Raw genomic sequence first — 23,478 nt, forward strand, 5'->3', positions numbered from 1 at the left:
GGAGCATAACGATGGCACTGCTTAAACGATTGGCCGAGCACGACCGCCCGACCCTGCCTTTCACGCTCGACGGACAACCGGCCAGCGGCCTGCTGGGCGACACGCTCCTGACAGCGGTGCTCACGGTCAGTGACCACGTGCGCAGCAGCGACTTCAGCGCCGAACCCCGCGCAGGCTTCTGCATGATGGGTGCCTGCCAGGATTGTTGGGTGCGCCTGGGTGACGGTCAGCGGGTACGCGCCTGTTCGACACTGCTCGAGGCCGGCCAGACGGTCAGTCGTGAGCCGGGGCGTTGTCTTTCCGGGGAGCCACACTCGTGAGCACTGAAAAGGTTGTGATTATCGGGGCCGGTCCTGCGGGCATCCGAGCGGCGCAAACGCTTCAGGCCCATGGCATGAAGGCTTGCCTGATCGACGAGGGTCTGCGCGGTGGCGGTCAGATCTACCGCCGCCAGCCCGAAAACTTCAAACGTTCGCCAGAAGCACTTTACGGCTTTGAAGCGCACAAGGCTGTCGCCGTGCATCAGACGCTGGATGCGTTGGCGGACAGCATCGATTATCGGCCCCGAACGCTGGTCTGGAGCGCTGAGCAGGGCCGGCTCGATGTTCTTCAGGACACGCATTATGGTCATGTCGATTACTCCCACCTGATCGTGGCCACGGGCGCGACCGACCGTGTGCTGCCGGTACCTGGCTGGACCCTGCCGGGCGTTTACAGCCTGGGTGCGGCGCAGATTGCCCTGAAATATCAGGGCTGCGCCATCGGTGAACGGGTGGTGTTCTGCGGCAGCGGACCGTTGCTGTACCTGGTCGCCTATCAATACGCCAAAGCAGGTGCCAGGGTGCTGGCGGTGCTCGACAGCGCGCCGTTTTCCGCACAGTGCCGCGCGCTTCCCGCGCTGCTAGGTCAGCCCCCAACCCTCGCCAAGGGATTGTATTACCGCGCCTGGCTGACGGCGCATGGCATTGCGGTGCATCAAGGCGCGCACCTTGAGCGTGTCGAAGGAGAGCTGCGGGTTGGCGGTGTGAGCTGGGAGCGCAACGGTCAGACCAGACACCTGGAGTGCGACGCCGTCGCGTTCGCCCACGCCTTGCGCAGCGAAACACAGCTCGCCGACCTGCTGGGCTGCACGTTCGACTGGAGCCCCCTCAACCGCGCCTGGCTGCCGGTTCGCGACGAGGCCGGGCGCAGCAGCGTGGCGCACGTTTATCTGGCGGGCGACGGAGCCGGAATCATGGGCGCAGATGCCGCCGAAATGGCCGGAGAACTGGCCGCGTTGAGCCTGCTGCAGGACAGTGGTCGCGAAGTGGATGAGCGACGCATCGACCGGTTGAAATTACAGCTCAAGCGCATCACGCGTTTTCGCCATGGGCTGGAAACTGCCTTCCCGTTTCCGGATGGCTGGGCGGCCAACGTCCCCGATGAAACGCTGATCTGCCGCTGCGAGGAAGTCAGCGCAGGCGATATTCGTCGCACCGTGCAGGAAGGCCATTGGGAGATGAACAGGGTCAAAGCCATGTGCCGGGTCGGCATGGGGCGCTGTCAGGGCCGCATGTGCGGTCTGGCGGCAGCAGAACTGGTCGCGTGTGAAAGCGGGCGTACGGTGCAGGAAGTCGGTCGTCTGCGCGGGCAGTCGCCGATCAAACCGATTCCGTTTGGTCTGGAGACGCAGACATGAGCACGTGGATGGAAACCGATGCGCTGATCATCGGCGGCGGCATTGTCGGTGCTTCGGCGGCGCTGGCGTTGGCACTGAAAGGCAAACGCGTCGCGCTGTTGGAGCGTGACTTTTGCGGCTCGCACTCCAGCGGTGTGAACTACGGTGGCGTTCGTCGTCAGGGCCGCCCGCTGTCACAGCTCCCGCTGTCGCAACGCGCCCATCAGATCTGGGGAAATCTGCGCAATCTGATCGGCATCGATGGCGAATATCAGCGTTCCGGACATCTCAAGCTGGCCCGCTCCGAACAGGATATGGATGCGCTGCGAGCCTATGCCCAGGCCAGTCAGGGTTTCGGGCTGGACTTGCAATTGCTGGATCGCACCCAGCTTCGGGCACGTTTCCCCTGGGCGGGCGATGTCGCGGTCGGCGCTTCGTTGTGCGCCGATGACGGACACGCCAACCCACGACTGGTCTCGCCCGCCTTTGCCCGCGCCGCACGTCTGGCCGGTGCTCAGGTCTTCGAGCAGGCACAGGTGACGCACGTCAGTCACGACGGGCAGGCGTTCGTCGTCGACACCGCAAACGGCCTGAAACTGCGCGCACCCTGGCTGCTCAATTGCGCGGGCGCCTGGGCCGGTCAGCTTGCTGCGCAATTCGACGAACCGGTCCCGATGCATTCAGGGCACCCGGCCATGCTGGTCACCGAGCCGCTCCCTATGTTCATGGACGTCAGCACCGGCGTCGAAGGCGGCGGTATCTATGCGCGTCAAGTGGCGCGAGGCAATTGCGTGCTGGGCGGCGGTCAGGGTTTTGCGCTGGATCCTGCGCGTGCGCGTCCGGGTCAGGCTGCCGTGCTGGACATCCTGCGCAACGCCGTCGAACTGTATCCCCCGCTCAAGGGCGCTCAGGCCATACGCACATGGAGCGGCACCGAAGGCTATCTACCGGATCGTGAACCGGTACTTGGCCCCAGTCTGACTCAAACGGGCCTGCTGCACGGTTTCGGCTTTGCCGGCGCGGGTTTCCAGATCGGGCCTGCGGCGGGCGAAGCACTGGCTGAGTGGGTCTGCGCCGGTCACTCTTCGATATCGCTCGATGCCTTTTCAATCGGTCGGTTCCGGGCCGAACAGTCTCTATCCGTTGCCGACTCGACGCTCATCGTCTCACCCCGCTCTGCTCCTGAACCCGTTTCGAACGTCATCCCATTGCACAGAGGAAGGTCGCCTTTATGAACATCGCCAAACGTGTCGCTCTCACCGGTCTGTCCTGCCTGCCCTTGGCGGCCTTGCTCACGTCCATGCCCGCCAGCGCCGAAACCACGCTTTACCTGGGCATGAATGGCGGCACGATGGAACGTCTATACGCCGATCAGGTGCTGCCTGCCTTCGAGAAAGCCAACAATGTAAAAGTGGTGATCGTGCCGGGCACCTCGGCGGATATTCTGGCCAAGGTTCAGGCGAGCAAGGACAACCCGCAGATGCACGTTATCTTTCTTGACGACGGCATCATGTACCGCGCTATTTCCATGGGCCTGTGCGACACGCTGCAACCCAGCGCTGCGCTCAGCGACTTGCCGGCCAAGGCAAAAATCAAGGAGCAGGCCGCAGCAGTCAGCCTCGGCGTGACGGGCCTGGCGTACAACACGCGCATGTTCAAGGAGCAAGGCTGGGCCGCGCCGACCTCGTGGATGGACCTGGCGGACAAGCGCTTCAAGGACAAGGTGGTGTTTCAGTCGCTGGCGTCCTCGACCTTCGGCCTGCACGGTTTCCTGATGTTCAACCGCATCCAGGGCGGCAGCGAGAAGGATGTCGAGCCGGGCTTCAAGGCATGGCCGAAAACCGTTGGGCCGAACGTGCTGGAATACATCGCGAGCTCGGCAAAGATTTCCGAGATGGTGCAGACCGACGAAGCTACGCTGTTCCCGCTGACGCCGACCCAGGTCACCGCGTTGAAGCTCAAAGGGGTTGCGGTTGAGTACGCAGCGCCGAAGGAAGGTGGGGTGGTATTGAACGTGGCTGAGTGCGCCATCGCCAACAACACCCAGCCGGAACTGGCTCAGAAACTCGCCGCTTATCTGCTCACGCCAGAAGCGCAGGCTCCGGCGCTGGAGTTCGGGGATCAGATCCCGTCCAACCCGAAAACCCCGACCACCGACAAGACCCGTACTCAGGTCGAGGCGATGAACAAGTATCTGGAGACCGCCGTGACCATCGATTGGGACCAGGTGAACCAGATTCGACCAGAGTGGAATGCGCGGTGGAGTCGTAGCATCGAGCGGTAGTCTCGACTGACGCAGGATGATGAGCCTGCCTCGACACTGATCGTGCTTATCGCTCGACGCTCAGCGGTATACAAACCCGAAAGACGCGTGAAACGGGCCAAAACGAGAGTGTCTGACTGAATACGTAGCTCGTGAGAGGCGGCTCGCCGACGATGGCGTCAGTTCAATCGCTGATGTTTCGCTTCAGAAACATCGCCGGCAAGCCGCCTCCCGCAGTTCGTTGGTTGCAGCAAGAGTTGTGCATAACGATGTGCGCGCAACGCGAGAACGATCAGCGAACAGAACGCTCATCAATGAGTGAACAAATTATTTCAACTTATTTCCCCTGTCGGCAGTCACAGGATTACGCCCTCTTTTCAAGGCGCTTTCACGGCGACCCTCCCACTATGAGTTTCATTGTCTGCATGAGCGTGCTCGGCGCGCTGTTGATGCTATTGGCGTTGACGTCTTCCTACCTGCGCTGGATGCCGGTCACCACTTCGGCGGTGTGCCTGGCGTTTGGCTTCGGCATTGGCCCCATGGGGCTTGGCGTTCTGGACCTGGACTTCAAGGAGTCCTACGAATGGCTGGAGCGCCTCACCGAAGCGGCCGTATTGTTTTCGCTGTTCAGCACCGGCATCAAGTTGCGGCTGCCGTTGCGCGGCAAAGCCTGGCACTCGGCTTATTGGCTAGCGGGCCCCGTGATGCTGGCGTCCATTGCCGGGGTGTCCATCGCCGCGCATTACCTGTTCGGCCTGACGTGGGGGATCGCGTTGTTACTCGGCGCGATGCTATCGCCGACCGACCCGGTGCTGGCCGGGATGGTGCAGGTCAACAATGCTCAGGATCAGGACCGCCTGCGCTTCGGGCTGTCCGGCGAGGCAGGTTTGAACGACGGCACAGCGTTTCCGTTCGTGATCTTCGCACTGCTGTACCTGAGTTCTGGCGAGAGCACGACAGACTGGGTACAGCTGTGGTTCTTCAAGCATCTGATCTGGGCAGTGCCTGCAGGATTGCTGATCGGCTATGGCATGGGCCGCGGCGTCGGGCATTTGATGATTTTCCTGCGCATCAGAAATTCTGACAGCACCTCGTCTCCGAATGACTATCTGGCGCTGGCCCTGATTGCGCTGTCCTACGTGGTCGCGCAAAGCGTGGATGCCTTTGGTTTTCTGTCGGTGTTCGCGGCCGGGGTTGGCTTGCGTCAGGCCGAAGCACGCATCACCCGCTCGGACGTGCCTTCCGAACACATTGCCCAACCTGTACTGGGCCACATGACCGGTGCGATCGAGAAAGGTACGGTCGCCGAAGTCGAAGACCTGAGCGATTCGCAGCTTGCCGCAGGCGTCATGATGGGCGACATGCTGGCGTTCGGCAGCCTGGTCGAGCGGGCGATGGAAGTGCTGCTCATCACCCTGCTGGGCGCAGCGCTGGCCATTTACTGGGACTGGCGCGCCATTGGCCTGGGAATGGCGCTGTTTTGCATCATCCGGCCAGTGAGCGTATGGCTGTTGATCAGCAAGCGCCTGCTCAATAAAAGACAGAAAGCGCTGGTCGGCTGGTTCGGCATTCGCGGCATCGGCAGCCTGTATTACCTGTGCTTTGCCCTGTCCCACGGCCTGGCTGAAGATGCAGGCCACCTGGTTATCGGTATGACGCTGTCAGTCGTGGCGCTGAGTATCCTGATACACGGCATCAGCATCCAGCCGCTGCTGGAGCGCTACGAGCGCAGTTCCAAGGCCGGCATTGCCCCGGAATAAAGGGCACGAGGGACGCAATAGATCAAGTCGATCAGGCCATTGGAACAAGCGATTGGACTGCGGCATTTCGACTCGGTAGCGTTGCTGGCATGAAGCCAGTTCAATGGCAGTGCAATAACCGGCACCTGTAGCTACTATGGGTCTGAACAGCACGCCCGAAAAATCAAACTCCTTTAGTGCAGTAGCGTCCAAACCGGGCAACCACTTCATTGATCGACCAAGTAAGAAGGTTAAATGTCAGAACCCGTCCTGATGGACCGCTTTGCCCGCAAAGTCGATTATCTGCGCATGTCGGTGACCGACCGGTGCGATTTCCGCTGCGTGTACTGCATGGCCGAAGAGATGACGTTTCTGCCTCGGCAACAGATTCTTTCGCTGGAAGAAATCCTTCAGGTTGCCGAGCGTTTCGTCGCGCTGGGCACCCGCAAGATTCGTCTGACCGGTGGCGAGCCACTGGTGCGCGCCGGTGTGGTGGGCCTGTGCGAGCGCATCGCCGCCCTGCCCGGCCTGCGCGAACTGTGCATGACCACCAATGGTTCGCAACTCGACAAACTGGCCAAGCTACTGTTCGACGCGGGCGTCACGCGCCTGAACATCAGCCTCGACAGCCTGGACCCGGCCCGTTTTCGTGAACTGACCCGCACCGGCGACCTGAACAAGGTCATCGCCGGCATCGACGCGGCCAATGCCGCAGGCTTCACCCACACCAAGCTCAACTGCGTGGTGATGCAGGGTCGCAACGATCATGAGGTCAACGATCTGCTGGCCTTCGCCATCGATCGCAATCTGGATGTGTCGTTTATCGAAGAAATGCCGCTGGGCATCATCAGCGAACACAGCCGCGCTGAATCCTTCTGCTCCAGCGATCAGGTCCGTGAGCGTATTGCCGAACGCTACACACTGGTGCCGTCCACGGATTCGACGCAAGGCCCTTCGCGCTACTGGCGACTGGCCGACGCCCCGGGTATTCGTATCGGTTTCATCTCGCCGCACAGCCACAATTTCTGTGGTACCTGCAATCGGGTTCGCCTGACGGTGGAAGGTCGTTTGTTGCTGTGCCTGGGCAACGAGCACTCGGTTGACCTGAAATCCGTATTAAGAGCCAACCCGGGTCAGCCGCACAAGCTGGAAAAGGCGATCATTGATGCCATGCAGATCAAGCCGTGGAGCCACAACTTCACCCATGATGATGGCGTGCAGGTGGTGCGCTTCATGAACATGACCGGCGGCTAACGCCGGTTCACGGTTATTTCGGCATGTCCTGCTTGCGGAAAAACAGGGTGATCTGACCGACTTCGACACCCAGTTTGGTCATGGACGAACGGTTGGCCATGGTCTGCTTGTCGATCAGGTACATCCAGTCGTCCAGGCTGACGTCATACTCGGTGTCGTCTACCGGCAGCCTCAGCACGTAGCGCCAGTGAAAACTGTTGCCCGACACCTCGCCACTGGCCACCCCGACCACATCACCCGCTGTACCGGTCCAGCGCCCCGGTCCGTCTGGACGCAGGCGCCATTCCCGCACCTGCCTGGTGCCGTCGCTGTAGCTGAAGGCCTCATGCATCACCAGCACTTCACCTTCGCTGTGACCATTGATGATCACGTGGAAACGCTTGGTTACTTCGCCTGAGCGTTTCTGAAACATGCCCCAGGCTTCGACGCGACCGGTGAAGTACTCACGAAGGTCGAGCTTCGGCGTTTCCTCGCTGTAACGGGTTACCGGAACGCCACCACAGCCTGCGAGAACCGAGCCCAGGCACAGCAACAACAACCACTTCTTGAGCATGAGCCCTCCATGAATTTTCAAGATTGCGCTTTGCCCAGCAAGCGTTCCCTGAGATCAGGATTGCGGGTCTTTGGGTCGAGCCAGATGTCGAAGAAAGCTTTGGCGAACGCACTGTCCTGAACGACATGCTGAAGCTTTTCGCCCACGTAGAATCGCGCTTCGCGCCCGGGCAGATAGACACCGACGATTTTCATACCTGGCTGCACGTCGACAAACGCCTGACTCATCTGCTGCCGCCAGGCACTCAATTGCTCGGCGGTGACAGAGGCGCCGGATATGCGCTTGATTTCATCAATACTGGCGTCCACCAGATCCTGTCGGTCGATGTCACGGTGGTAGGTCAGTTCCAGCGCCATGGGCGAATTGACTGTGAACGGAGTGGCGGGACTCAGCAGTCTGGCAGTGTAGATCCGGAAACCGAACAGGGTGAGCTCGCCGGAACCGACGACCTGAGCATTGGGCAGCGCATCACGCCAACTGGCCTGAGCAGCGCCGCTGAGCAGCAGCACCACGATCAACAACCATCTCGGCGCAAGCATTGTCAGCCTCGGTCAGGACCGCTGGCAGGGATGCCAACGGATGAAAATCAGCAGGGTCGGCGGTGTGGTCTATACCGAAACCGGCAAAAACAGCGCCAAACACGCCGACCCGTGAGTAAAAATCTATACCAGTAAAATCACTTTGTACAACAATTAGACAAGATTTTTTTTCACCGTTGAAACAGTCAGTTATCGGTGTTGATACAAAGGGATCAGGGAAAACGTCGGAAATTGGCAGGACTTCACGTCTGCGATGTGTCTGGACCGGTACACGCGACAGAGGCTGAAACAGGTAACGCAACCTCCCACCTGACCCGAGCATCAACAGCCGTCACGCAAAAAATATTGGACAGACATTGAACGTACAACGCACAGAAAGCGTACACAGAGTTGAACGGAGTGCTCAGCTTCAATGCGTGGTTACTATCAGGTAACCAAGAACAAGTCCGCCACCTTGCCTGACAAGGAAGCGGACCGGTTCTTTAGTTGGAAGTGCGTGTTAATACAACTTTGGGATTCAAGTCAGCCCTGTCACGCCACTCGACTGTGCGCATGACGACGGCTGTTCTGCCACTCGCTTCTGAGCGCCTGCAGCGTGCTTTCCATGTAGGAACGGTCGGCGGCCGCCTTCTTGCCGACGTAGCCCAAACCCCGACGGAACATGCCCAGCGCGGCGCGCAGCTCTGGGTGAGCGTCACGGAACTCATCTTCCTGAGTGTGCGGCGTCATGGGGTCGACATGAACTTCACCGGAATCGGAAATCCAGGCAATGTGGTTATCCAGAGTATCCTTGCGGGCGGCAAACAGACGAGCCAGTTCATCGATGTTCGGTTGATTGTTCATGTTCATGTTGATGCTCCTTCGCTCGTAAGCAGTTCAATGGTTGATACATCAAGTTCATGTGCCAGACGATTCATGCACGAAACACGATGGAGTGTTCGTCGAATACAGATCCAGCCCTCAAGGAATTGCAGGTAGCCTTGATGCAAAGCCGCTACATGGCAGCGTCATCGAAGAGAGAAGAAGTCGCGAAACCCAAAGGCCTGATGATCATTCAATGATCAACCACAAGCTTCATGAGGACGTTTCGCCAGCCTCTCGCCTGCTCATCAGGACGATCATGCCGGTTCAGCTTCATCAATCTGCCTTGTGGGCAGCCTACATCCGGGAACATCTCGACGGCTTGCCGAGCCTGTTCAATACATCTTTGCGGCGCTCCCGATCAGGGAGACAGCTGCATAATGCAAAAGGAAACGGGGGGCGTCAACAAATATGTAGTGATTATTTTCAGGCACTACATAATTGTCCGACAAGGCAAAAAAAAACGGCACAGTGACCGTATAGTCACTGTGCCGCCTGGAACCGCAGGTTATTTGGCGGTAAAAGCGCTGTAGCTGTTCATCAGGTTGCGGTAGTTCGGGATACGCTGGGACAGCAGGTTGGCCAGGCCTTCCATGTCGTTGCGCCAGTCGATCTGCAGCTCGCAGGCTACCGAGAACCAGTTGACCAGTTGTGCACCGGCCGCGCTCATGCGTGCCCAGGCCGCTTTCTGGACGGTTTCGTTGAAAGTGCCGGAAGCATCAGTCACCACGAACACTTCGAAACCTTCAGCCAGCGCGCACAGGGTAGGAAACGCCACGCAGACGTCAGTCACGACACCGGCAATGATCAACTGCTTGCGACCGGTCGCCTTGACCGCTGCGACGAAATCATCGTTATCCCAGGCGTTGATCTGGCCGGGACGTGGGATGTAAGGCGCGTCCGGGAACATTTCCTTCAGCTCAGGCACCAGCGGACCGTTCGGGCCGGATTCAAAGCTGGTGGTCAGAATGGTCGGCAGGCCGAAGAACTTGGCCAGATCGCCCAGTGCCAGTACGTTGTTCTTGAATTCGTTGGGCGAGAAATCCTGCACCAGCGAGATCAGACCGGTTTGATGATCGACCAGCAAAACCGCGGCGTCGTCTTTGTTCAAACGGTTGTAAGGGGTTGCAGTGCTCATGGTTGACTCCTTCAAGGTTATGGCTAATCGCACGGGGCGCGGCGGCTCCGTGCGTCATGGGTAATCCGATCAGAAAGCGAAGCAGGAACAGCCGAACGCGCCCCAGAAACCCTGGAAGTCGCTGACCGGCGCATTGGAGAGGCGCGCGCGTTCATGGCTGTGGGAGTGCACGGCGCAAGGGCCGCTGCACTGATGGACCTGAGCGACCATCGGCGAAGTCGGACGCCAGTGGCCCGGAACCTTGGCCACCGGAGACCAGTCCGGCAGCACCGGCAGGGTCGGCGGCGCGAGGGTTTCGAAATCGCCGCTGCCGTAAACGACCTTGCCGTCAACCACGGTCAGTACCGACTCGATCCACTTGATCGCTTCAGGCTCGACGCTGAAGTAGTCCGCCGAAAGCGCGACGACGTCGGCCAGTTGCCCAACCTTGATCTGGCCTTTCTTGCCTTGTTCCGAAGAGAACCAGGCGCTGCCGTGAGTGAACAGTTCCAGCGCAGTCTCGCGCGGCAATCCCTCGGGGTAGAGTTCCAGACCGCCGACCGTGCGACCGCTGACCATCCAGTACAGCGAGGTCCATGGGTTGTAGCTGGACACACGCGTGGCGTCTGTACCTGCGCCAACCGGCACGCCTTCGGACAACATGCGCTTGATCGGCGGCGTCATCTGCGCAGCCTTGGCACCATAGCGCTCTACGAAATACTCACCCTGGAACGCCATGCGGTCCTGAATCGCGATCCCGCCGCCCAGCGCACGAACCCGCTCGATGTTTTTCGGGGTGATGGTCTCGCAGTGATCGAAGAACCACGGCAGGCCATTGAACGGGATGTCGCGGTTGACCTTCTCGAACACGTCCAGCATGCGGCTGATGGACTCGTCGTAGGTGGCATGCAGGCGGAACGGCCAGCGATGCTCGACCAGGTGCCGTACGACAGGCTCCAGATCGCCTTCCATACCAGGCGGCAGGTCCGGGCGAGGTTCGAGAAAGTCTTCAAAGTCAGCGGCCGAGAAGGTGAGCATCTCCCCTGCCCCGTTATGCCGCAGGAAGTCATCGCCCTGATGCAGCTTCACGCTGCTGGTCCAGTTCTTGAAGTCGGCCAACTCTTCCTTGGGCTTCTGCGTGAACAAGTTGTAAGCGATACGCACGGTCAGCTGTTTTTCCCGCGCAAGCTGTTCGATCACCGCGTAATCATCGGGATAATTCTGAAAGCCGCCACCGGCGTCGATGGCGCTGGTCAGGCCCAGACGGTTGAGTTCGCGCATGAACTGCCGCGTCGAGTTGACCTGGTACTCAAGCGGCAGCTTTGGCCCCTTGGCCAACGTCGAATACAGAATCATCGCGTTGGGCTTGGCGACCAGCATGCCGGTCGGGTTGCCCTGCGAGTCACGAACGATCTCGCCGCCCGGCGGGTTCGGCGTGTCGCGGGTGTAGCCTGCAACGCGCAACGCGGCACGGTTGAGCAAGGCGCGGTCATACAAGTGCAGGACGAACACCGGCGTATCGGGCGCGGCCTGGTTCAATTCTTCAAGCGTCGGCATGCGTTTTTCGGCGAACTGAAATTCGTTCCAGCCCCCCACCACACGCACCCATTGCGGCGTCGGCGTGCGGTCAGCCTGATCCTTGAGCATGCGCAGCGCGTCGACCACAGATGGCACGCCCTCCCAGCGCAGCTCAAGGTTGTAGTTCAGACCGCCACGAATCAGGTGCAGGTGAGAGTCGTTGAGGCCCGGGATCACCGTGCGCTGCTTGAGGTCGATCACCTGTGTCGCACTGCCGCGCATGGCCATGACTTCAGCATCACTGCCCACCGCAACAAACCGGCCATCGCTGATCGCTACAGCACTGGCTTTAGGCTTTTCGCGGTCAACCGTATGAAATTGACCATTGAACAGAATCAGTTCGACATTCATCGCTACACCTTTGGCGGAAGATTGAGAGGCACCGGCAAGGCCGGAGAAAGACAGAGAAGGAAGAATTGCCGCAGCCGCGCTCAACAACGAGCCTTTGGCAATGAAGCGACGCCGCTGCAGATCGGTTTTGTCATCTGTCATCGGATCACTTTCCTTGTGTTTTTTTCGCGGACGCGTTGAGCCACGGCGCCATCAGGCGAGTCGCGGCAGGCATCATTAGGTACACCACCAGCAGCACGATGGTGATGGTCACCAGCGCAGTGCTGACGAAGTAGCTGGACAGCCACGGCAAGCGGGCAAAAATCGGCCCCCAGAACAGCGGCACGAACAGCGTCAGCGGCAGAATGACCATGAAAGACACGCACGCCTGCTTCCAGCGCGGCGGCGGACTGCCCTCTTCGGTGGTCGGGGTGAACCAGAATTCGTTGTGCGGATTGACCAGCGTCTGATCGCCGTCGGCGAGCATCGGCTCGGCTTCCTGCACCAGCTTTTTCCGTTCATCGGAGTCCAGCCAGTCCTGCATGGCCTGAGTCGAATGAAAGCGCAGCACGCTGGTGAACATCTGCAGTCCGCCTTCCTTCGCGCGGATCACATCGACGCCCAAGTGACCGGGCTTGCCGCTGGCAATGGTCACGATCCGACGCAGCCAGCTCTCGTAGGCACTCTCCTGCCCGGTCTTGACCCGGTGCTTGATCACCAGGGTGACGACTTCATTGAAGACCGCACTGCCGACGACACGAGCTTCGGTATCAAGACGGATGGGTTCGGACATGGCCAGAGGCTCCAGAAACAGAAATTGAATTCGGATCCTGGCCAGTCGAATCTGTACGGCTCAGGATGTCGACGATACTGCCGTCAAACCAGCGTCAGAAATTGAACGTATGTGCTGTCTTGTTTTTTGCCCGGTTTACACTGGCGCTTTGATATCCAGTGGACCCGACATGTACTCGGCAATACGACCACGCAACCAGCGCTCGGCCGGGTCGTTGTCGTGCACCCCGCTCCAGACCATCGACAGCTCGGCGGGCACGATCGGAAACGGCGGCTCTTCAGCGCGCAGTTGACAGCCTTCAATCAAGGCACACGCGGCATAGTCCGGCACCGTGGCGATCAACTCGGTACCGGCCAGCAGTGCCCGCAGACCGTTGAACTGGGGCACCGCCAACACCACTTTGCGGGCCCGACCGACGCGAGCGAGGTCCAGATCGATATTGCCGCTCAGATCCCCGGAGAACGACACCATGGCGTGCTGCCGTTCGCAGTACTCGTCCAGCGTCAACGGCTCTGGTCGCGAGTCGCCCCGGATCACCTTACAACCGATGTCCCGCAGCTTCTTGCGCTTGGCATTGGCCGGCAGATCGACGGTGTAACTGACCCCGACCGAAATCTCTCCAGAGGCTAGCAGCGCAGGCAGCAACAGGTAGTTGGCCCGACGAATCACCACAATGATGCCCGGCGCCTCTTCCCGCAGACGCGAGAGCAGCGGCGGCAGCAAGCCAAACTCTGCGTCATCGGACAAACCGATGCGAAACACATCACTGCTGGTCGAAGGGTCGAACTCCTTGGCCCGACTCACCGCCCCGGAAATGGTGTCCAGCGCCGGGCGTATCTCCTTGAGAATGTCCAGCGCCCGCACAGTCGGCTCCATCGCCCGCCCGTTGCGCAGCAGCAATTGATCGTCGAACAGATCGCGAAGACGCCCAAGCGCGGCACTGACCGCCGGCTGGCCGATGAAGAGCTTCTCCGCCACCCGTGTGAGATTGCGCTCGAACATCAACGCTTCGAAAATCACCAGAAGGTTAAGGTCGACGCGGCGCAGGTCGTTGCGATTCATGAGAGAGGTTCCGTGACTGATGATCAGGTGCCTGCGAGGCGAGGCTTTGACGTCAGTAGGCACGAATGTGGGGCGGGAGGATTGTATGGGTGTGCTGAGTGGCAGAGGTTAGCGTTCAATAGGCGGTGATCGAGTCGCCTCTTGAAAGCATGTTCGACCTGACCGACATTCTGCGGCCATGTCCAGCCAAAAAATTATAGATAAATATCTATATCCAATGATGCGCCTATATCGCCGACCCAGCGCATGACTGCCTTTTCAAAATTCAAGGGTGGCGCACTATCAGAATAAACGACACATGAGAGCTGAATTTCACAGCCGGAGAGCGCAGAGAAACTCAAGAGTTCACGCTCCGCCCCTTTTAACCTGCTCATAATGCTTCCAATATGGAAACTTAGATCCAGAGATCTCGCCAGTCTTGACTCAAAAACCAAGCCGCTATCGGACTCGACAACCTTAGCGTCAGCTTTGCTGTCGCCAGCATTCCATATATTGTCTCCCGCAAACCCAATAAAATCGGTGATTTGACTTGAGGTCATGTGATCACTCGTAATCATCAACCGAGCAAGGCTTTCCATATAAACCTCCGAACAGTATTAATGCTTATGCTTCATGGCACTTAGAATCAGCTTTCTTGCAGCCACCTCAACACGAGGTTGAAAAACCATGCAATCAAAGACTATCAACTATAGCCCCAGGCAATGACGCCCTCGAGAACACCAGAAACCAAATCTAAAAAAAAGAAACAAACACATCTGAAAATTCAACTCAAGGCATTTACAATCTTCAATTTAGTCATACACCTTACAGCACACATCAAGCCTGCACTGAGACCGTATAAAATCCATTTATCGACCACCGGCAAGATCATACCCTCCCTCTAGCGTTAACCTGACAGAAACAAGGAGGAAAAATCCATGATCAAATCCGTCGGAGCGACCGAGATCAAACCCACCCATCTCGCATCCTGCCACTGTGGAGCAGTCGTATTGGAGCTGGATTTGCCGGACGGCATTGTAGACCCTAGACGCTGCGACTGTTCGCTGTGTCGACGCCGAGGTGCCATCGTTGCGACGGTGGCGGAAGATGGCGTTCGCGTGATTCACGGCCAGAAGATGCTGAAGCTGTATCAGTTCAACAGCCGTACGGCAGAGCATTACTTTTGTGGCCGGTGTGGGATCTATACGCACCATCGGCGACGTTCCAATCCGCATGAGTTCGGCTACAACGTCGCGTGCCTGGACGGTGTAAACCCGTTCGATCTGGGGCCGGTGCAGACCAGTGACGGGGTCAATCACCCCGCCGACCGGCCTGCCGAGCCCCTGCCCTTGTGTGACTAACGCAGGTTGGTTTTGGCCAGTTCAAGCACTTCGCTGCCACGGCCGCTGAACACGGCGCGCATCATGTACAGGCTGAAGCCTTTGGCCTGGGCGAGTTTGATTTTTGGCGGGATGCCCAGTTCCTGCTTGGCGGTCACGACGTCGATCAGCACCGGGCCGGGATGGTCGAAGGCCTTACGCAAGGCGCCAGGCAGTTCTTCCGCACTTTGTACGCGTATGCCCAGAATACCGGCACCCAGCGCGACACCGGCGAAGTTGGTTTCGTGGAAATCGGTGCCGTGAGGCACATAACCAGCGGCTTTCATTTCCATGTCGACGAAACCCAGCGAACTGTTGTTGAACACGACCATTTTGATCGGCAAATTCAACTGACGAATGCTTAACAGGTCGCCCATCAACATCGACAGGCCGCCGTCGCCGCACAGCGCAACCACTTGGCGATCCGGGTGTTCGGCCTTGGCACCCAGCGCCTGAGGCAATGCATTGGCCATTGAGCCGTGGTTGAACGAGCCCAGCAGGCTGCGCTGGCCATTCATGTGCAGGTAGCGCGCGGCCCACAGTGTCGGTGTGCCGACGTCAACGGTGAAGATGGCGTCAGCGTCGGCCTGCTCGTCGATCAGGCGCGTGAGGTACTGCGGGTGGATCGGGGTGTCGGCAGGCGTTGGCGTGGCCAGTTCGTCCAGCTCTTCGCGGGCCTTGGCGTAATGCTTGAGGGCCTTGTCGAGGAAACGGCGATCGGAGTGCGGTTTGAGTTTGGGCAGCAGCGCGTCGAGCGTTTCCCGCACGCCACCGGTCAGCCCCAGCGTTACCGGCGTGCGACGGCCGAGTTGAGTCGGGTCAAGGTCGATCTGGATGACCTTGGCTTTCTCGGGATAGAAGTTTCGGTACGGAAAGCTACTGCCGAGGATGACCAGCGTGTCGCAGGACAGCATGGCGTGGTAGCCGGAGCTGAAGCCGATCAGGCCGGTCATGCCGACGTCGAACGGGTTGTCGTATTCGACATGCTGCTTGCCGCGCAGGGCATGCACGATAGGCGCGCCGAGCTTTTCGGCCAGCGCGACGACCTGTTCGTGGGCTCCCGCACAGCCAGCACCGCACAGCAGCGTCGTGGCTTTTGAGTCGTTGAGCAGCTCGACCATGGCCTGCAGGTCGTTTTCAGCCGGAACGACAGTCGGTGGCGTGGGCTCAACCCATTTGGCTGGAACGTCAGGCGCAGCGCTCAGCGCGACGTCACCGGGCAATACGATCACCGCGACACCTTTCTGGCTGATCGCCGCACGCATCGCACGCTCCAGTACTCGTGGGAATTGCTCGGGATTACTGACCATTTCAACGAAATGGCTGCACTCCTTGAACAGTTCCTGAGGATGGGTTTCCTGAAAATAATCCAGACCGATTTCCGAAGACGGTATGTGCGCAGCAATGGCAAGCACCGGCACCCGGTTGCGGTGGCAGTCGTACAGGCCGTTGATCAGGTGCAGGTTGCCCGGTCCGCAACTGCCGGCGCAGACCGCCAGCTTGCCGCTGCTCGCGGCTTGAGCGCCTGCGGCAAACGCGGCGACTTCTTCGTGACGGGTGTGCATCCAGCGAATCGAATCGGTGCGTTCCAGGCTGTCGGTCAGACCGTTGAGGCTGTCACCGGAAACGCCCCAGATGTGAGAAACACCTGCCGCTGCGAGGGTTTGCGCAAGATGATCGGCAATGGTCTTGGACATGCGGGGTTCCTTGTCGAGGCAAAGGGGTTCGGCTTCCTTACGGGAAGAAACAGGTGCAGCGCTCTGCTACGCCTGTTGTGGTCGACCCGATGCGCGCTCTACAGTTCCGGGAAACCGAGGGGTGTTCAGATTGGCAGGCCAGACACCTGTGCACCCAAGTGCAAGGTTCACTGAATGCGCGGTCTAGCTGCAGCCAACGAACTGTGGGAGGCGGCTTGCCGGCGAGGCGTTGTCTGAAGCGACCTGTCAGTGACTGAACTGACGCCATCGCCGGCGAGCCGACTCCCACGGGGTATGCATTCATGCTCACCCGCGATGAGCACGATCAGCGTGGAGGCAATATCAGGCGTGCGGGTTGCCCGCAGGCTTGGTCGGCGCGGCGTATTGCGGTTTGAGCTTGCCATCGCTGTCCAGAAGCCAGGCGTCGAGAATTTCACGCACCACGGGACCTGCCACACGACCACCCGCCTCGCCGTTTTCGATGGTCACCGAGACGACGATTTTTGGATGCTCTGCCGGGGCGAAGCCGACGAACAAGGCGTTGTCCCGGTTGCGCTCCAGGGTCTTGAGGCGGTTGTAACGCTCACCCTGCTTGATCGCCACAACCTGAGCGGTACCACTCTTGCCCGCGATGCGGTATTGCGCACCCTTGGCCGCATCCCGGGCAATGCCGCGCGGATCGTGCATTACCATTTGCATGCCTTCGTTGACCTGTTCCCACTCACGCGGGTCGTGCAGCACGATGTTGGGCATCGGGTGCTCATCGACCGGCGCCACATGGCCCACGTCCATCGCAAGGTGCGGCCGATGCCAGACGCCTTTGCTGGCGATCAGCGAGGTCGCCTGCGCCAGTTGCAACGGCGTGACCTGCATGTAGCCCTGACCGATACCGAGGATCACGGTCTCGCCGGGAAACCAGGCCTGACGGCGCGTAGCGCGTTTCCATTCGCGGGACGGCATCAGGCCCGCCGACTCCTCGAACATGTCCAGCGAGACCTTCTGGCCGATGCCGAACATAGTCATGTAGTCGTGCAGTCGGTCGATGCCCAGCTTGTGCGCCAGCGTGTAGAAATAGGTGTCGTTGGAGCGCATGATCGCCGTGTCCATGTCCACCCAGCCGTCGCCGCTGTGGTTCCAGTTGCGGTACTTGTGATCGAAGTCCGGCAGTTGGAAATAACCGGGGTCGAAGACCTTGGTCGATGCATTGACCACCCCGCTGTCCAGCCCGGCAATCGCCACTTCCGGCTTGACCGTCGAGCCCGGCGCGTAAAGCCCGCGCAACACGCGGTTGAACAGCGGCCGGTCTATGGAATCACGTAGTGCGGCGTACTGTTTGAAGCTGATACCGGTCACGAACAGGTTGGGGTCGAAGCTGGGTTTGCTGACCATCGCCAGCACCTCGCCCGTATCCGGGTCCAGCGCCACCACTGAACCACGACGATCACCCAGCGCTTTCTCGGCAGCCTCTTGAAGGTGCACGTCCAGGCTCAGGGTGATGTTCTTGCCGGGCACCGGATCGGTGTGTTTCAGCACCCGCAACACGCGACCTTGCGCGTTGGTTTCGACTTCTTCATAGCCCACGTGGCCATGCAGCTCGGACTCGTAGAACCGCTCGATGCCGGTCTTGCCGATGGACTGCGTGCCGCGGTATTCGTTGTCCAGTTGCGAGGCTTCTTTTTCGTTGATACGCCCGACGTAACCGATGGAATGGGCAAAGTGATCGCCCAGCGGGTAATGACGCACAAACTGCGCCGCGACATCGACGCCCGGCAACAGGTATTGATTGACGGCCAGAATGGCGATCTGTTCTTCGGTCAGTTCGTACAGCAGCGTCGCCGGCTCGAACGGATGACGCACCTGCTTCAGTTCCTTGTCGAACAGAATGCGGTCTTCATCGGGCAACGACAGCAGCGTCATCAGTTCGTCGATGACCTTGTGCCAATCCCCGGCGCGCTCGCGGGTCAGGGTCAGATTGAAACTGGGGCGGTTGTCGGCCAGAACCTCGCCATTGCGGTCATAGATCAGCCCGCGCTCGGGCGGGATCGGCAACACATGCACCCGGTTGTTCTCGGAAATGGTCGAGTGGTATTCGAATTCGGTGACCTGCAGGAAATACATCCGCGCGATCAGGGAGCCCGCCAGTACGGCGACCAGTATGGCGCAGGCGATCAAGCGCTGATTGACCAGCCGCGTCTCTTTTTCATGGTCCTTTAAAGGAATCGGTTCGGGCATTTCTACAGCTTCTCGGTAAAAGTCACGGCACAACGGAACATGTAAATGAATGTTTCGGCGCGCACCATACCAAGAAGTGGTGATTGCAGGGGGCCGACCTGACGGTGACTGGATGAAAAATCTGTCAGCGAAGGGTCATGCCGGCTCTGCGGGTGCGTGCGTAACAGCCAGTTCCGACGCAGCACGTGCCTGCATGATCCGTGGCAGATTCGTCTCGACCCAGACCGCCAGCGTTTCGACCTGCAGCGCCACCTCTCCCCCCATCGCTGTCAGTCTGTACTCGACATGAGGCGGCACCACTGGCAGCGCCTTGCGATCGACAAAACCGTCGTGCTCCAGCTGTTGCAGTGTCTGCGCAAGCATTTTTTCGCTGACCCCGCCGATCTTGCGTCGCACTTCACTGAAGCGATGCATGCCGCCGCGCAGCACGATCAGCACCAGCACACCCCAGCGACCGCATACGTGGTTGAGGATGATCCGGGAAGGACAGTCACTGGCCAGCACCTGCCCCTGACGGATCGTCGTCAACAGGGACTCGCCAGCACTGACTGCGGTTGGGGTATCTGATTCGCGCATGGTACTTACCTTTTTGTACGTACTTACGAAAGGTAAGTACGATCGCTATGCTCGCCTTTCTTTCAAACCAATACAAGGACACGCGTCATGATCGTCGTCACCGCTGCCAACGGCCAACTGGGTCGTCTCGTCATTGAAAAGCTGCTCGAAACCGTCTCTGCGAACGAGATCGTTGCCGCAGTACGCAGTCCGGAAAAGGCCGCTGACCTTGTAGCGCTGGGCGTGCATGTCCGCAAGGGTGACTATTCACAGCCTGCCACCCTGGACAGTGCATTCGCAGGCGCTGACAAAGTGCTGCTGATTTCATCCAACCAAATAGGCCAGCGCTTTCCCCAGCACCGGACCGTTATCGATGCCGCCAAAAAGGCCGGCGTCAAGTTGCTGGCCTACACCAGCATTCTGCGTGCGGACACATCGGCGCTTGGACTGGCCGATGAACATGTCGAGACCGAAGCCTACCTGCGCGCCAGCGGCGTGCCGTTCACTTTGCTGCGCAATGGCTGGTACACCGAGAACTATGCCGCCTCCATCCCTGGCGCGCTGGCCCATGACGCATTCATCGGCAGCGCGGATCAGGGCCGTATCAGCTCGGCCGCACGTGTTGACTTCGCTCAGGCCGCTGCGACTGTACTGACGTCGGAGGAGGATCAGTCAGGGCGTGTCTACGAGCTGGCAGGTGACGAGACCTACACCTTGTCCGAGTTCGCCGCCGAACTGTCGAAACAGAGCGGCAAGAACATCCCTTATGTGAATCTGTCGCAGGCTGACTTCGAAGCGGCGCTGGTGAAGGCAGGTGTGCCTGCGATCTATGCCCAGCTGTTCGCCGACTCGGACACGGCAGCCTCCAAGGGCGCGCTGTTCGACGATACCCGCCAGTTGAGCCGCCTGATCGGTCGCCCGACTACACCGCTGTCCGTAACCATCGCCGAAGCCCTGAAACGCTGACGCGCAAAAACCTGATCGAATGATTTTCACCGGTGAAGGTCCCAGTCTTTACGAGGCATAAAGCCATCGCATTACGACAAAGACTGGGAGTCTTTACATGAAAAGCAAATCGTTGATCGCCTGCATGACCTTGCTCGGCTGCTTCTCGGTCGCCACCCTGCCCGTTCACGCTGCCGATGCGCCCGAACCAAAAGTGGCCGAATCCAAAGACAACACCCACGAGCTTGAAATGGGTTCGCGTGTGCCCGAGAAATATCGCCGCAGCGACTCCAGCATCAAGGACTGGAAAGCCAAGGGTCTGGAAGCGCCTGCCAAGGAAAGCGAGTGGGTGCAGATCAACGACAAGTACGTGCGTTTCCAGAAGGTCAATGGACAGATCGTCGATATCGTACCGGTCAAGAAGTAAGCTGCACGCGGCAAGGTTCACGGGAGCGGCCGCAGGTCGTTCCCGCTTCATCAGGTGCCATGGCAGCGCCTGGCTCAAATCAGTTACCCTCGGCACGCAAGGAACAAGCCGAAGGGACATCAGCATGACCACTCAGCCTCTCAGTCCATCCGACAGTACGCCGTTCTTCTGGCGCGATGAGCGTTTGCCGTTCATCGAAGCACGTTCGGTTCAGGATGGCCGCAAGGTGTGTTACGCACGTCATTCCCACGACATCTTCTCGATTGGCGCGATCACCCGTGGACAAAGCACTTACCTGCACGAAAAAACCTCTCAACGCGTGACCGCAGGCACCGTGGTGCTGATGAATCCGGGGGATGTGCATGCCTGCAATCCAATCGAGGATCAGCCGTGGTCATACCTGATGCTGTACGTCGACAGTGACTGGCTGGGTTCTGTCCAGGACGAACCCGGCGCGGCTTTTCGACCGCTGACACCGACCCACAGTCGCGAACCCGCGCTGTTCGCCGCACTGACGGCGCTGTATGGAACCCTGATCGACACGCAGGCCGATACGCTGCAGAAGCACTGCATGGCCGTGTCATTCTTCACCCTCATGCATGAAACACTGAGCGGCGAGGCGTCCGCCATCGACCCGCCTGCACCCAAAGTGGCCCGCGCTGCCGAGTACATCAACGAGCACTTCACACAGGCCGTCAGGCTGTCCGATATCTGCGAGGCAGCCAACCTGTCAGCGTCCTACCTGATTCGGGCGTTCGAACAGCGTTACCATATGACGCCCCACGCCTACCTGCTTAATCGCCGCATTCAATATGCCCGCAACCGGTTGCGGGAAGGCCGACTGATCGCCGACGTGGCGCAGGAAACAGGCTTTGCCGATCAGGCGCATTTCCAGCGCGAGTTCAAAAAGCACCTGGCCGCAACGCCGGGACAATATCGGTTCTGAGCCACCGGATTCAGACGACCAGGTACAGCGCACACCCCGCCAGCATCAACGCCATGACCCGATTGAACACCCGCACACCTCGGGCGCTGCGCAGGTATTGGCTCAAAAAACTGCCCGCGTAAGCCCAGCAGCCAAGGGAGAGGTAACACACAACGAAATAGATCGTCGCAAACTGGCCGATCAGTAACGCCTCGCCGTTGGCGACGAACACGCCCATGCCTGCTATCGACGCCAGCCACGCCTTGGGGTTGAGCCACTGCATGATCGCTCCCTGCAGCATCGACGGTGCTCGGCCCGCGCCGGACACCGTCAGTTGGCCGTCATCCATTGCCAGCCGGACCGCCATGTACAGCAGGAAAGCGACACCCGCCCATTGAATGATCCGAGTCAGAAACGGCCATTGGCGCAGGGTTTCGTGCAGACCAAAGCCGATCAGCACCAGCAGCAGCGTGAAACCGAGCGTCGCGCCCAGTACGTGGCGCATACCGGACCAGAAACCATAATGTGCGCCGGTGCTCAGGGCGACGATATTCACCGGGCCCGGTGTAATGGACGATGCCAGCGCAAAGGCGGCCATGGAAATGAACAGACTCATGAAGAACTCCTCGACCACGATCAGACAGACCGGGCCAAGGTAAGGTGACGGGACCACAGGCGTATTGAAGGAAATTACCCTTCCTGGCGCTCTCGCACGCAATATGCGTATAGAACAAAACGATTGCTTTTTTGACCGTGTGGACTACAAATGCGATTTCACCCCTGTGCAATCAACCTCACTGCGAGTCCGCTACATGTCCCGATCTCTTGCGCTCGTCCTTGCCTGCCTGCTCTCTTCCACCGCGCATGCCGCCTGCCCGGCCGCCACACCCGTGGATACGGGCCGATGGATCTATGAGAAACATCAGGATTTCTACATCAACGGCAAGGGCTCGGCGGATTACCTGTCCAAACCGTTGCTGAGCCTGTTGAAACGAGACTGGACGTGCCAGGGTCCAGGTGGGGATCAGTGCGCCATCGCAGCCAATCCATGGACCGACGCGCAGGACGGCGACGTGCAGAAGCCGATCGAGTGGAAGCTGGTGTCCAACGAAGACAAACAGGCGGTGGTCGAGATGACGTACATGCTGGGTTACAAGGATGCACCTCAGCAGGCGCCCGCGAGTCAGACGTCGCGACTGCGACTGGTCAAGAACCCCAATGGCTGCTGGGCGCTGGACGACCTGCAAGGCCCGCAGGAGGTCGCGTTGACGCAGACCTTGCAGGACTTCCCGTACGAAGGGGACTGACGGGTCTTGAAACAATAGGTCATTGTCTGTATCACAGTCTGCCGGATATCAAGAGCGAGCTACATGAATACCTTTGAGCAGTCGATTATTGAAGCGGCGCAGGATGCCACGCCCAATAACACTGATGCCGAACGCGAAGCCGCGAGGATTGCGGCGACACAAGCAGTGGCTGAGATCATGTCCAGCATGAGCGGACTGAAACGCACCCTGGCGCTGGCAGAGCTGCTCGATTCCTATTCCGGGGAGGACGATGAAGACGAAGATTAGGCGGCCTCGATTTATTTAT

At 59.4% G+C, this 23,478-nt stretch carries 25 protein-coding genes; 12 read left to right on the top strand and 13 right to left on the bottom strand.

Annotated features, from left to right (window positions below):
* Positions 1-11: 11 nt before the first annotated feature.
* From JTJ32_RS07960 to moaA, 6 genes are all read left to right on the top strand, one after another.
* Positions 12-320, top strand: coding sequence for a (2Fe-2S)-binding protein (locus JTJ32_RS07960; protein ID WP_210041685.1), 309 nt, complete (start codon positions 12-14; stop codon positions 318-320).
* Positions 317-1,678: an FAD/NAD(P)-dependent oxidoreductase gene (locus tag JTJ32_RS07965; protein WP_210041687.1), complete on the top strand. Its 1,362-nt coding sequence runs from the start codon at positions 317-319 to the stop codon at positions 1,676-1,678. The genes JTJ32_RS07960 and JTJ32_RS07965 overlap by 4 nt, the downstream gene beginning before the upstream one ends.
* Positions 1,675-2,892, top strand: a complete 1,218-nt coding sequence (locus JTJ32_RS07970; protein WP_210041689.1) for an NAD(P)/FAD-dependent oxidoreductase — start codon at positions 1,675-1,677, stop codon at positions 2,890-2,892. Before JTJ32_RS07965 ends, JTJ32_RS07970 begins: the two co-directional genes overlap by 4 nt.
* Positions 2,889-3,941 (top strand): ABC transporter substrate-binding protein, encoded by a 1,053-nt coding sequence (locus JTJ32_RS07975; RefSeq protein ID WP_210041691.1) that lies wholly within the window; start codon positions 2,889-2,891, stop codon positions 3,939-3,941. Before JTJ32_RS07970 ends, JTJ32_RS07975 begins: the two co-directional genes overlap by 4 nt.
* 386 nt (positions 3,942-4,327) lie before the next feature.
* Positions 4,328-5,680, top strand: coding sequence for a cation:proton antiporter (locus JTJ32_RS07980; protein WP_184323445.1), 1,353 nt, complete (start codon positions 4,328-4,330; stop codon positions 5,678-5,680).
* A 234-nt stretch (positions 5,681-5,914) separates the two neighbouring features.
* On the top strand, positions 5,915-6,913 hold the full coding sequence (moaA, locus tag JTJ32_RS07985; protein WP_210041692.1) for a GTP 3',8-cyclase MoaA: 999 nt from the start codon (positions 5,915-5,917) through the stop codon (positions 6,911-6,913).
* Between the two features lie 13 nt (positions 6,914-6,926).
* Here the strand turns inward: moaA and JTJ32_RS07990 are convergent, their stop codons facing one another.
* The 9 genes from JTJ32_RS07990 to JTJ32_RS08030 all read right to left on the bottom strand — a co-directional run bounded on the left by JTJ32_RS07990 (position 6,927) and on the right by JTJ32_RS08030 (position 14,324).
* A complete protein-coding gene (locus JTJ32_RS07990; RefSeq protein ID WP_099227842.1) occupies positions 6,927-7,466 on the bottom strand; it encodes a DUF3833 domain-containing protein in 540 nt (179 codons plus the stop codon).
* A gap of 17 nt (positions 7,467-7,483) precedes the next feature.
* Positions 7,484-8,005 (bottom strand): chalcone isomerase family protein, encoded by a 522-nt coding sequence (locus JTJ32_RS07995; RefSeq protein ID WP_099227843.1) that lies wholly within the window; start codon positions 8,003-8,005, stop codon positions 7,484-7,486.
* Positions 7,935-8,306 carry a hypothetical protein gene (locus JTJ32_RS08000; RefSeq protein WP_184323442.1) on the bottom strand — a complete coding sequence of 124 codons (372 nt, stop codon included), beginning with the start codon at positions 8,304-8,306 and terminating at the stop codon, positions 7,935-7,937. Before JTJ32_RS08000 ends, JTJ32_RS07995 begins: the two co-directional genes overlap by 71 nt.
* Positions 8,307-8,536: 230 nt before the next feature.
* Positions 8,537-8,854 carry a hypothetical protein gene (locus tag JTJ32_RS08005; protein WP_099227844.1) on the bottom strand — a complete coding sequence of 106 codons (318 nt, stop codon included), beginning with the start codon at positions 8,852-8,854 and terminating at the stop codon, positions 8,537-8,539.
* Between the two features lie 520 nt (positions 8,855-9,374).
* On the bottom strand, positions 9,375-10,004 hold the full coding sequence (ycaC, locus tag JTJ32_RS08010) for an isochorismate family cysteine hydrolase YcaC (protein WP_004885305.1): 630 nt from the start codon (positions 10,002-10,004) through the stop codon (positions 9,375-9,377).
* Positions 10,005-10,073: 69 nt separating this feature from the next.
* The gene (locus JTJ32_RS08015; protein ID WP_099228036.1) at positions 10,074-11,912 is read right to left on the bottom strand and encodes an amidohydrolase; all 1,839 of its coding nucleotides are present in this window, start codon (positions 11,910-11,912) and stop codon (positions 10,074-10,076) included.
* A 145-nt stretch (positions 11,913-12,057) separates the two neighbouring features.
* Positions 12,058-12,684: an antibiotic biosynthesis monooxygenase gene (locus tag JTJ32_RS08020; protein WP_099227846.1), complete on the bottom strand. Its 627-nt coding sequence runs from the start codon at positions 12,682-12,684 to the stop codon at positions 12,058-12,060.
* 135 nt (positions 12,685-12,819) lie between these two features.
* Complete coding sequence (locus JTJ32_RS08025; RefSeq protein ID WP_099227847.1) at positions 12,820-13,746, bottom strand: LysR substrate-binding domain-containing protein; 927 nt, start codon at positions 13,744-13,746, stop codon at positions 12,820-12,822.
* 194 nt (positions 13,747-13,940) lie between these two features.
* Positions 13,941-14,324, bottom strand: coding sequence for a DUF4279 domain-containing protein (locus JTJ32_RS08030; RefSeq protein ID WP_210041693.1), 384 nt, complete (start codon positions 14,322-14,324; stop codon positions 13,941-13,943).
* A 339-nt stretch (positions 14,325-14,663) separates the two neighbouring features.
* On the opposite strand from JTJ32_RS08030, the gene JTJ32_RS08035 reads away from it, so the two are divergent.
* Positions 14,664-15,086 carry a GFA family protein gene (locus JTJ32_RS08035; protein ID WP_210041694.1) on the top strand — a complete coding sequence of 141 codons (423 nt, stop codon included), beginning with the start codon at positions 14,664-14,666 and terminating at the stop codon, positions 15,084-15,086.
* Here the strand turns inward: JTJ32_RS08035 and poxB are convergent.
* From poxB to JTJ32_RS08050, 3 genes are all read right to left on the bottom strand, one after another.
* Complete coding sequence (gene poxB / locus JTJ32_RS08040) at positions 15,083-16,801, bottom strand: ubiquinone-dependent pyruvate dehydrogenase (RefSeq protein ID WP_210041695.1); 1,719 nt, start codon at positions 16,799-16,801, stop codon at positions 15,083-15,085. The genes JTJ32_RS08035 and poxB overlap by 4 nt on opposite strands.
* A gap of 342 nt (positions 16,802-17,143) precedes the next feature.
* Positions 17,144-19,033: a penicillin-binding protein 2 gene (gene mrdA / locus JTJ32_RS08045; protein ID WP_099227853.1), complete on the bottom strand. Its 1,890-nt coding sequence runs from the start codon at positions 19,031-19,033 to the stop codon at positions 17,144-17,146.
* A gap of 135 nt (positions 19,034-19,168) precedes the next feature.
* Positions 19,169-19,609 carry a winged helix-turn-helix transcriptional regulator gene (locus tag JTJ32_RS08050; protein WP_210041696.1) on the bottom strand — a complete coding sequence of 147 codons (441 nt, stop codon included), beginning with the start codon at positions 19,607-19,609 and terminating at the stop codon, positions 19,169-19,171.
* A gap of 87 nt (positions 19,610-19,696) precedes the next feature.
* On the opposite strand from JTJ32_RS08050, the gene JTJ32_RS08055 reads away from it, so the two are divergent.
* The 3 genes from JTJ32_RS08055 to JTJ32_RS08065 all read left to right on the top strand — a co-directional run bounded on the left by JTJ32_RS08055 (position 19,697) and on the right by JTJ32_RS08065 (position 21,906).
* Entirely contained in the window at positions 19,697-20,554 is an 858-nt protein-coding gene (locus JTJ32_RS08055) for an SDR family oxidoreductase (RefSeq protein WP_210041697.1), read from the top strand.
* Positions 20,555-20,651: 97 nt separating this feature from the next.
* On the top strand, positions 20,652-20,960 hold the full coding sequence (locus JTJ32_RS08060; protein WP_184323436.1) for an RcnB family protein: 309 nt from the start codon (positions 20,652-20,654) through the stop codon (positions 20,958-20,960).
* Positions 20,961-21,084: 124 nt separating this feature from the next.
* A complete protein-coding gene (locus JTJ32_RS08065) occupies positions 21,085-21,906 on the top strand; it encodes a helix-turn-helix transcriptional regulator (protein ID WP_210041698.1) in 822 nt (273 codons plus the stop codon).
* 10 nt (positions 21,907-21,916) lie between these two features.
* Here JTJ32_RS08065 and JTJ32_RS08070 read toward each other — a convergent pair whose 3' ends face one another.
* The gene (locus tag JTJ32_RS08070) at positions 21,917-22,501 is read right to left on the bottom strand and encodes a LysE family translocator (protein ID WP_210041700.1); all 585 of its coding nucleotides are present in this window, start codon (positions 22,499-22,501) and stop codon (positions 21,917-21,919) included.
* Positions 22,502-22,697: 196 nt separating this feature from the next.
* On the opposite strand from JTJ32_RS08070, the gene JTJ32_RS08075 reads away from it, so the two are divergent.
* Positions 22,698-23,192: a DUF3828 domain-containing protein gene (locus JTJ32_RS08075; protein WP_099228039.1), complete on the top strand. Its 495-nt coding sequence runs from the start codon at positions 22,698-22,700 to the stop codon at positions 23,190-23,192.
* A gap of 63 nt (positions 23,193-23,255) precedes the next feature.
* Complete coding sequence (locus JTJ32_RS08080; RefSeq protein WP_184323433.1) at positions 23,256-23,459, top strand: hypothetical protein; 204 nt, start codon at positions 23,256-23,258, stop codon at positions 23,457-23,459.
* The last annotated feature ends 19 nt before the right edge of the window (positions 23,460-23,478 follow it).

Source organism: Pseudomonas alliivorans, from assembly GCF_017826695.1.
Taxonomy (GTDB): Bacteria; Pseudomonadota; Gammaproteobacteria; order Pseudomonadales; family Pseudomonadaceae; genus Aquipseudomonas; species Aquipseudomonas alliivorans.

Bases quoted from the DNA above. Each gene is read 5' to 3' on its own strand.
- JTJ32_RS08080 (WP_184323433.1), top strand. From the start codon at position 23,256: ATGAATACCTTTGAGCAGTCGATTATTGAAGCGGCGCAGGATGCCACG.
- JTJ32_RS08060 (WP_184323436.1), top strand. From the start codon at position 20,652: ATGAAAAGCAAATCGTTGATCGCCTGCATGACCTTGCTCGGCTGCTTC.
- JTJ32_RS08020 (WP_099227846.1), bottom strand. From the start codon at position 12,684: ATGTCCGAACCCATCCGTCTTGATACCGAAGCTCGTGTCGTCGGCAGT.
- JTJ32_RS08065 (WP_210041698.1), top strand. From the start codon at position 21,085: ATGACCACTCAGCCTCTCAGTCCATCCGACAGTACGCCGTTCTTCTGG.
- JTJ32_RS08025 (WP_099227847.1), bottom strand. From the start codon at position 13,746: ATGAATCGCAACGACCTGCGCCGCGTCGACCTTAACCTTCTGGTGATT.
- JTJ32_RS08035 (WP_210041694.1), top strand. From the start codon at position 14,664: ATGATCAAATCCGTCGGAGCGACCGAGATCAAACCCACCCATCTCGCA.
- moaA (WP_210041692.1), top strand. From the start codon at position 5,915: ATGTCAGAACCCGTCCTGATGGACCGCTTTGCCCGCAAAGTCGATTAT.
- JTJ32_RS07980 (WP_184323445.1), top strand. From the start codon at position 4,328: ATGAGTTTCATTGTCTGCATGAGCGTGCTCGGCGCGCTGTTGATGCTA.
- JTJ32_RS07990 (WP_099227842.1), bottom strand. From the start codon at position 7,466: ATGCTCAAGAAGTGGTTGTTGTTGCTGTGCCTGGGCTCGGTTCTCGCA.
- JTJ32_RS08005 (WP_099227844.1), bottom strand. From the start codon at position 8,854: ATGAACATGAACAATCAACCGAACATCGATGAACTGGCTCGTCTGTTT.
- JTJ32_RS07995 (WP_099227843.1), bottom strand. From the start codon at position 8,005: ATGCTTGCGCCGAGATGGTTGTTGATCGTGGTGCTGCTGCTCAGCGGC.
- mrdA (WP_099227853.1), bottom strand. From the start codon at position 19,033: ATGCCCGAACCGATTCCTTTAAAGGACCATGAAAAAGAGACGCGGCTG.
- ycaC (WP_004885305.1), bottom strand. From the start codon at position 10,004: ATGAGCACTGCAACCCCTTACAACCGTTTGAACAAAGACGACGCCGCG.
- JTJ32_RS07960 (WP_210041685.1), top strand. From the start codon at position 12: ATGGCACTGCTTAAACGATTGGCCGAGCACGACCGCCCGACCCTGCCT.
- poxB (WP_210041695.1), bottom strand. From the start codon at position 16,801: ATGTCCAAGACCATTGCCGATCATCTTGCGCAAACCCTCGCAGCGGCA.
- JTJ32_RS08075 (WP_099228039.1), top strand. From the start codon at position 22,698: ATGTCCCGATCTCTTGCGCTCGTCCTTGCCTGCCTGCTCTCTTCCACC.
- JTJ32_RS08030 (WP_210041693.1), bottom strand. From the start codon at position 14,324: ATGGAAAGCCTTGCTCGGTTGATGATTACGAGTGATCACATGACCTCA.
- JTJ32_RS08070 (WP_210041700.1), bottom strand. From the start codon at position 22,501: ATGAGTCTGTTCATTTCCATGGCCGCCTTTGCGCTGGCATCGTCCATT.
- JTJ32_RS07970 (WP_210041689.1), top strand. From the start codon at position 1,675: ATGAGCACGTGGATGGAAACCGATGCGCTGATCATCGGCGGCGGCATT.
- JTJ32_RS08050 (WP_210041696.1), bottom strand. From the start codon at position 19,609: ATGCGCGAATCAGATACCCCAACCGCAGTCAGTGCTGGCGAGTCCCTG.
- JTJ32_RS08055 (WP_210041697.1), top strand. From the start codon at position 19,697: ATGATCGTCGTCACCGCTGCCAACGGCCAACTGGGTCGTCTCGTCATT.
- JTJ32_RS08015 (WP_099228036.1), bottom strand. From the start codon at position 11,912: ATGAATGTCGAACTGATTCTGTTCAATGGTCAATTTCATACGGTTGAC.
- JTJ32_RS07975 (WP_210041691.1), top strand. From the start codon at position 2,889: ATGAACATCGCCAAACGTGTCGCTCTCACCGGTCTGTCCTGCCTGCCC.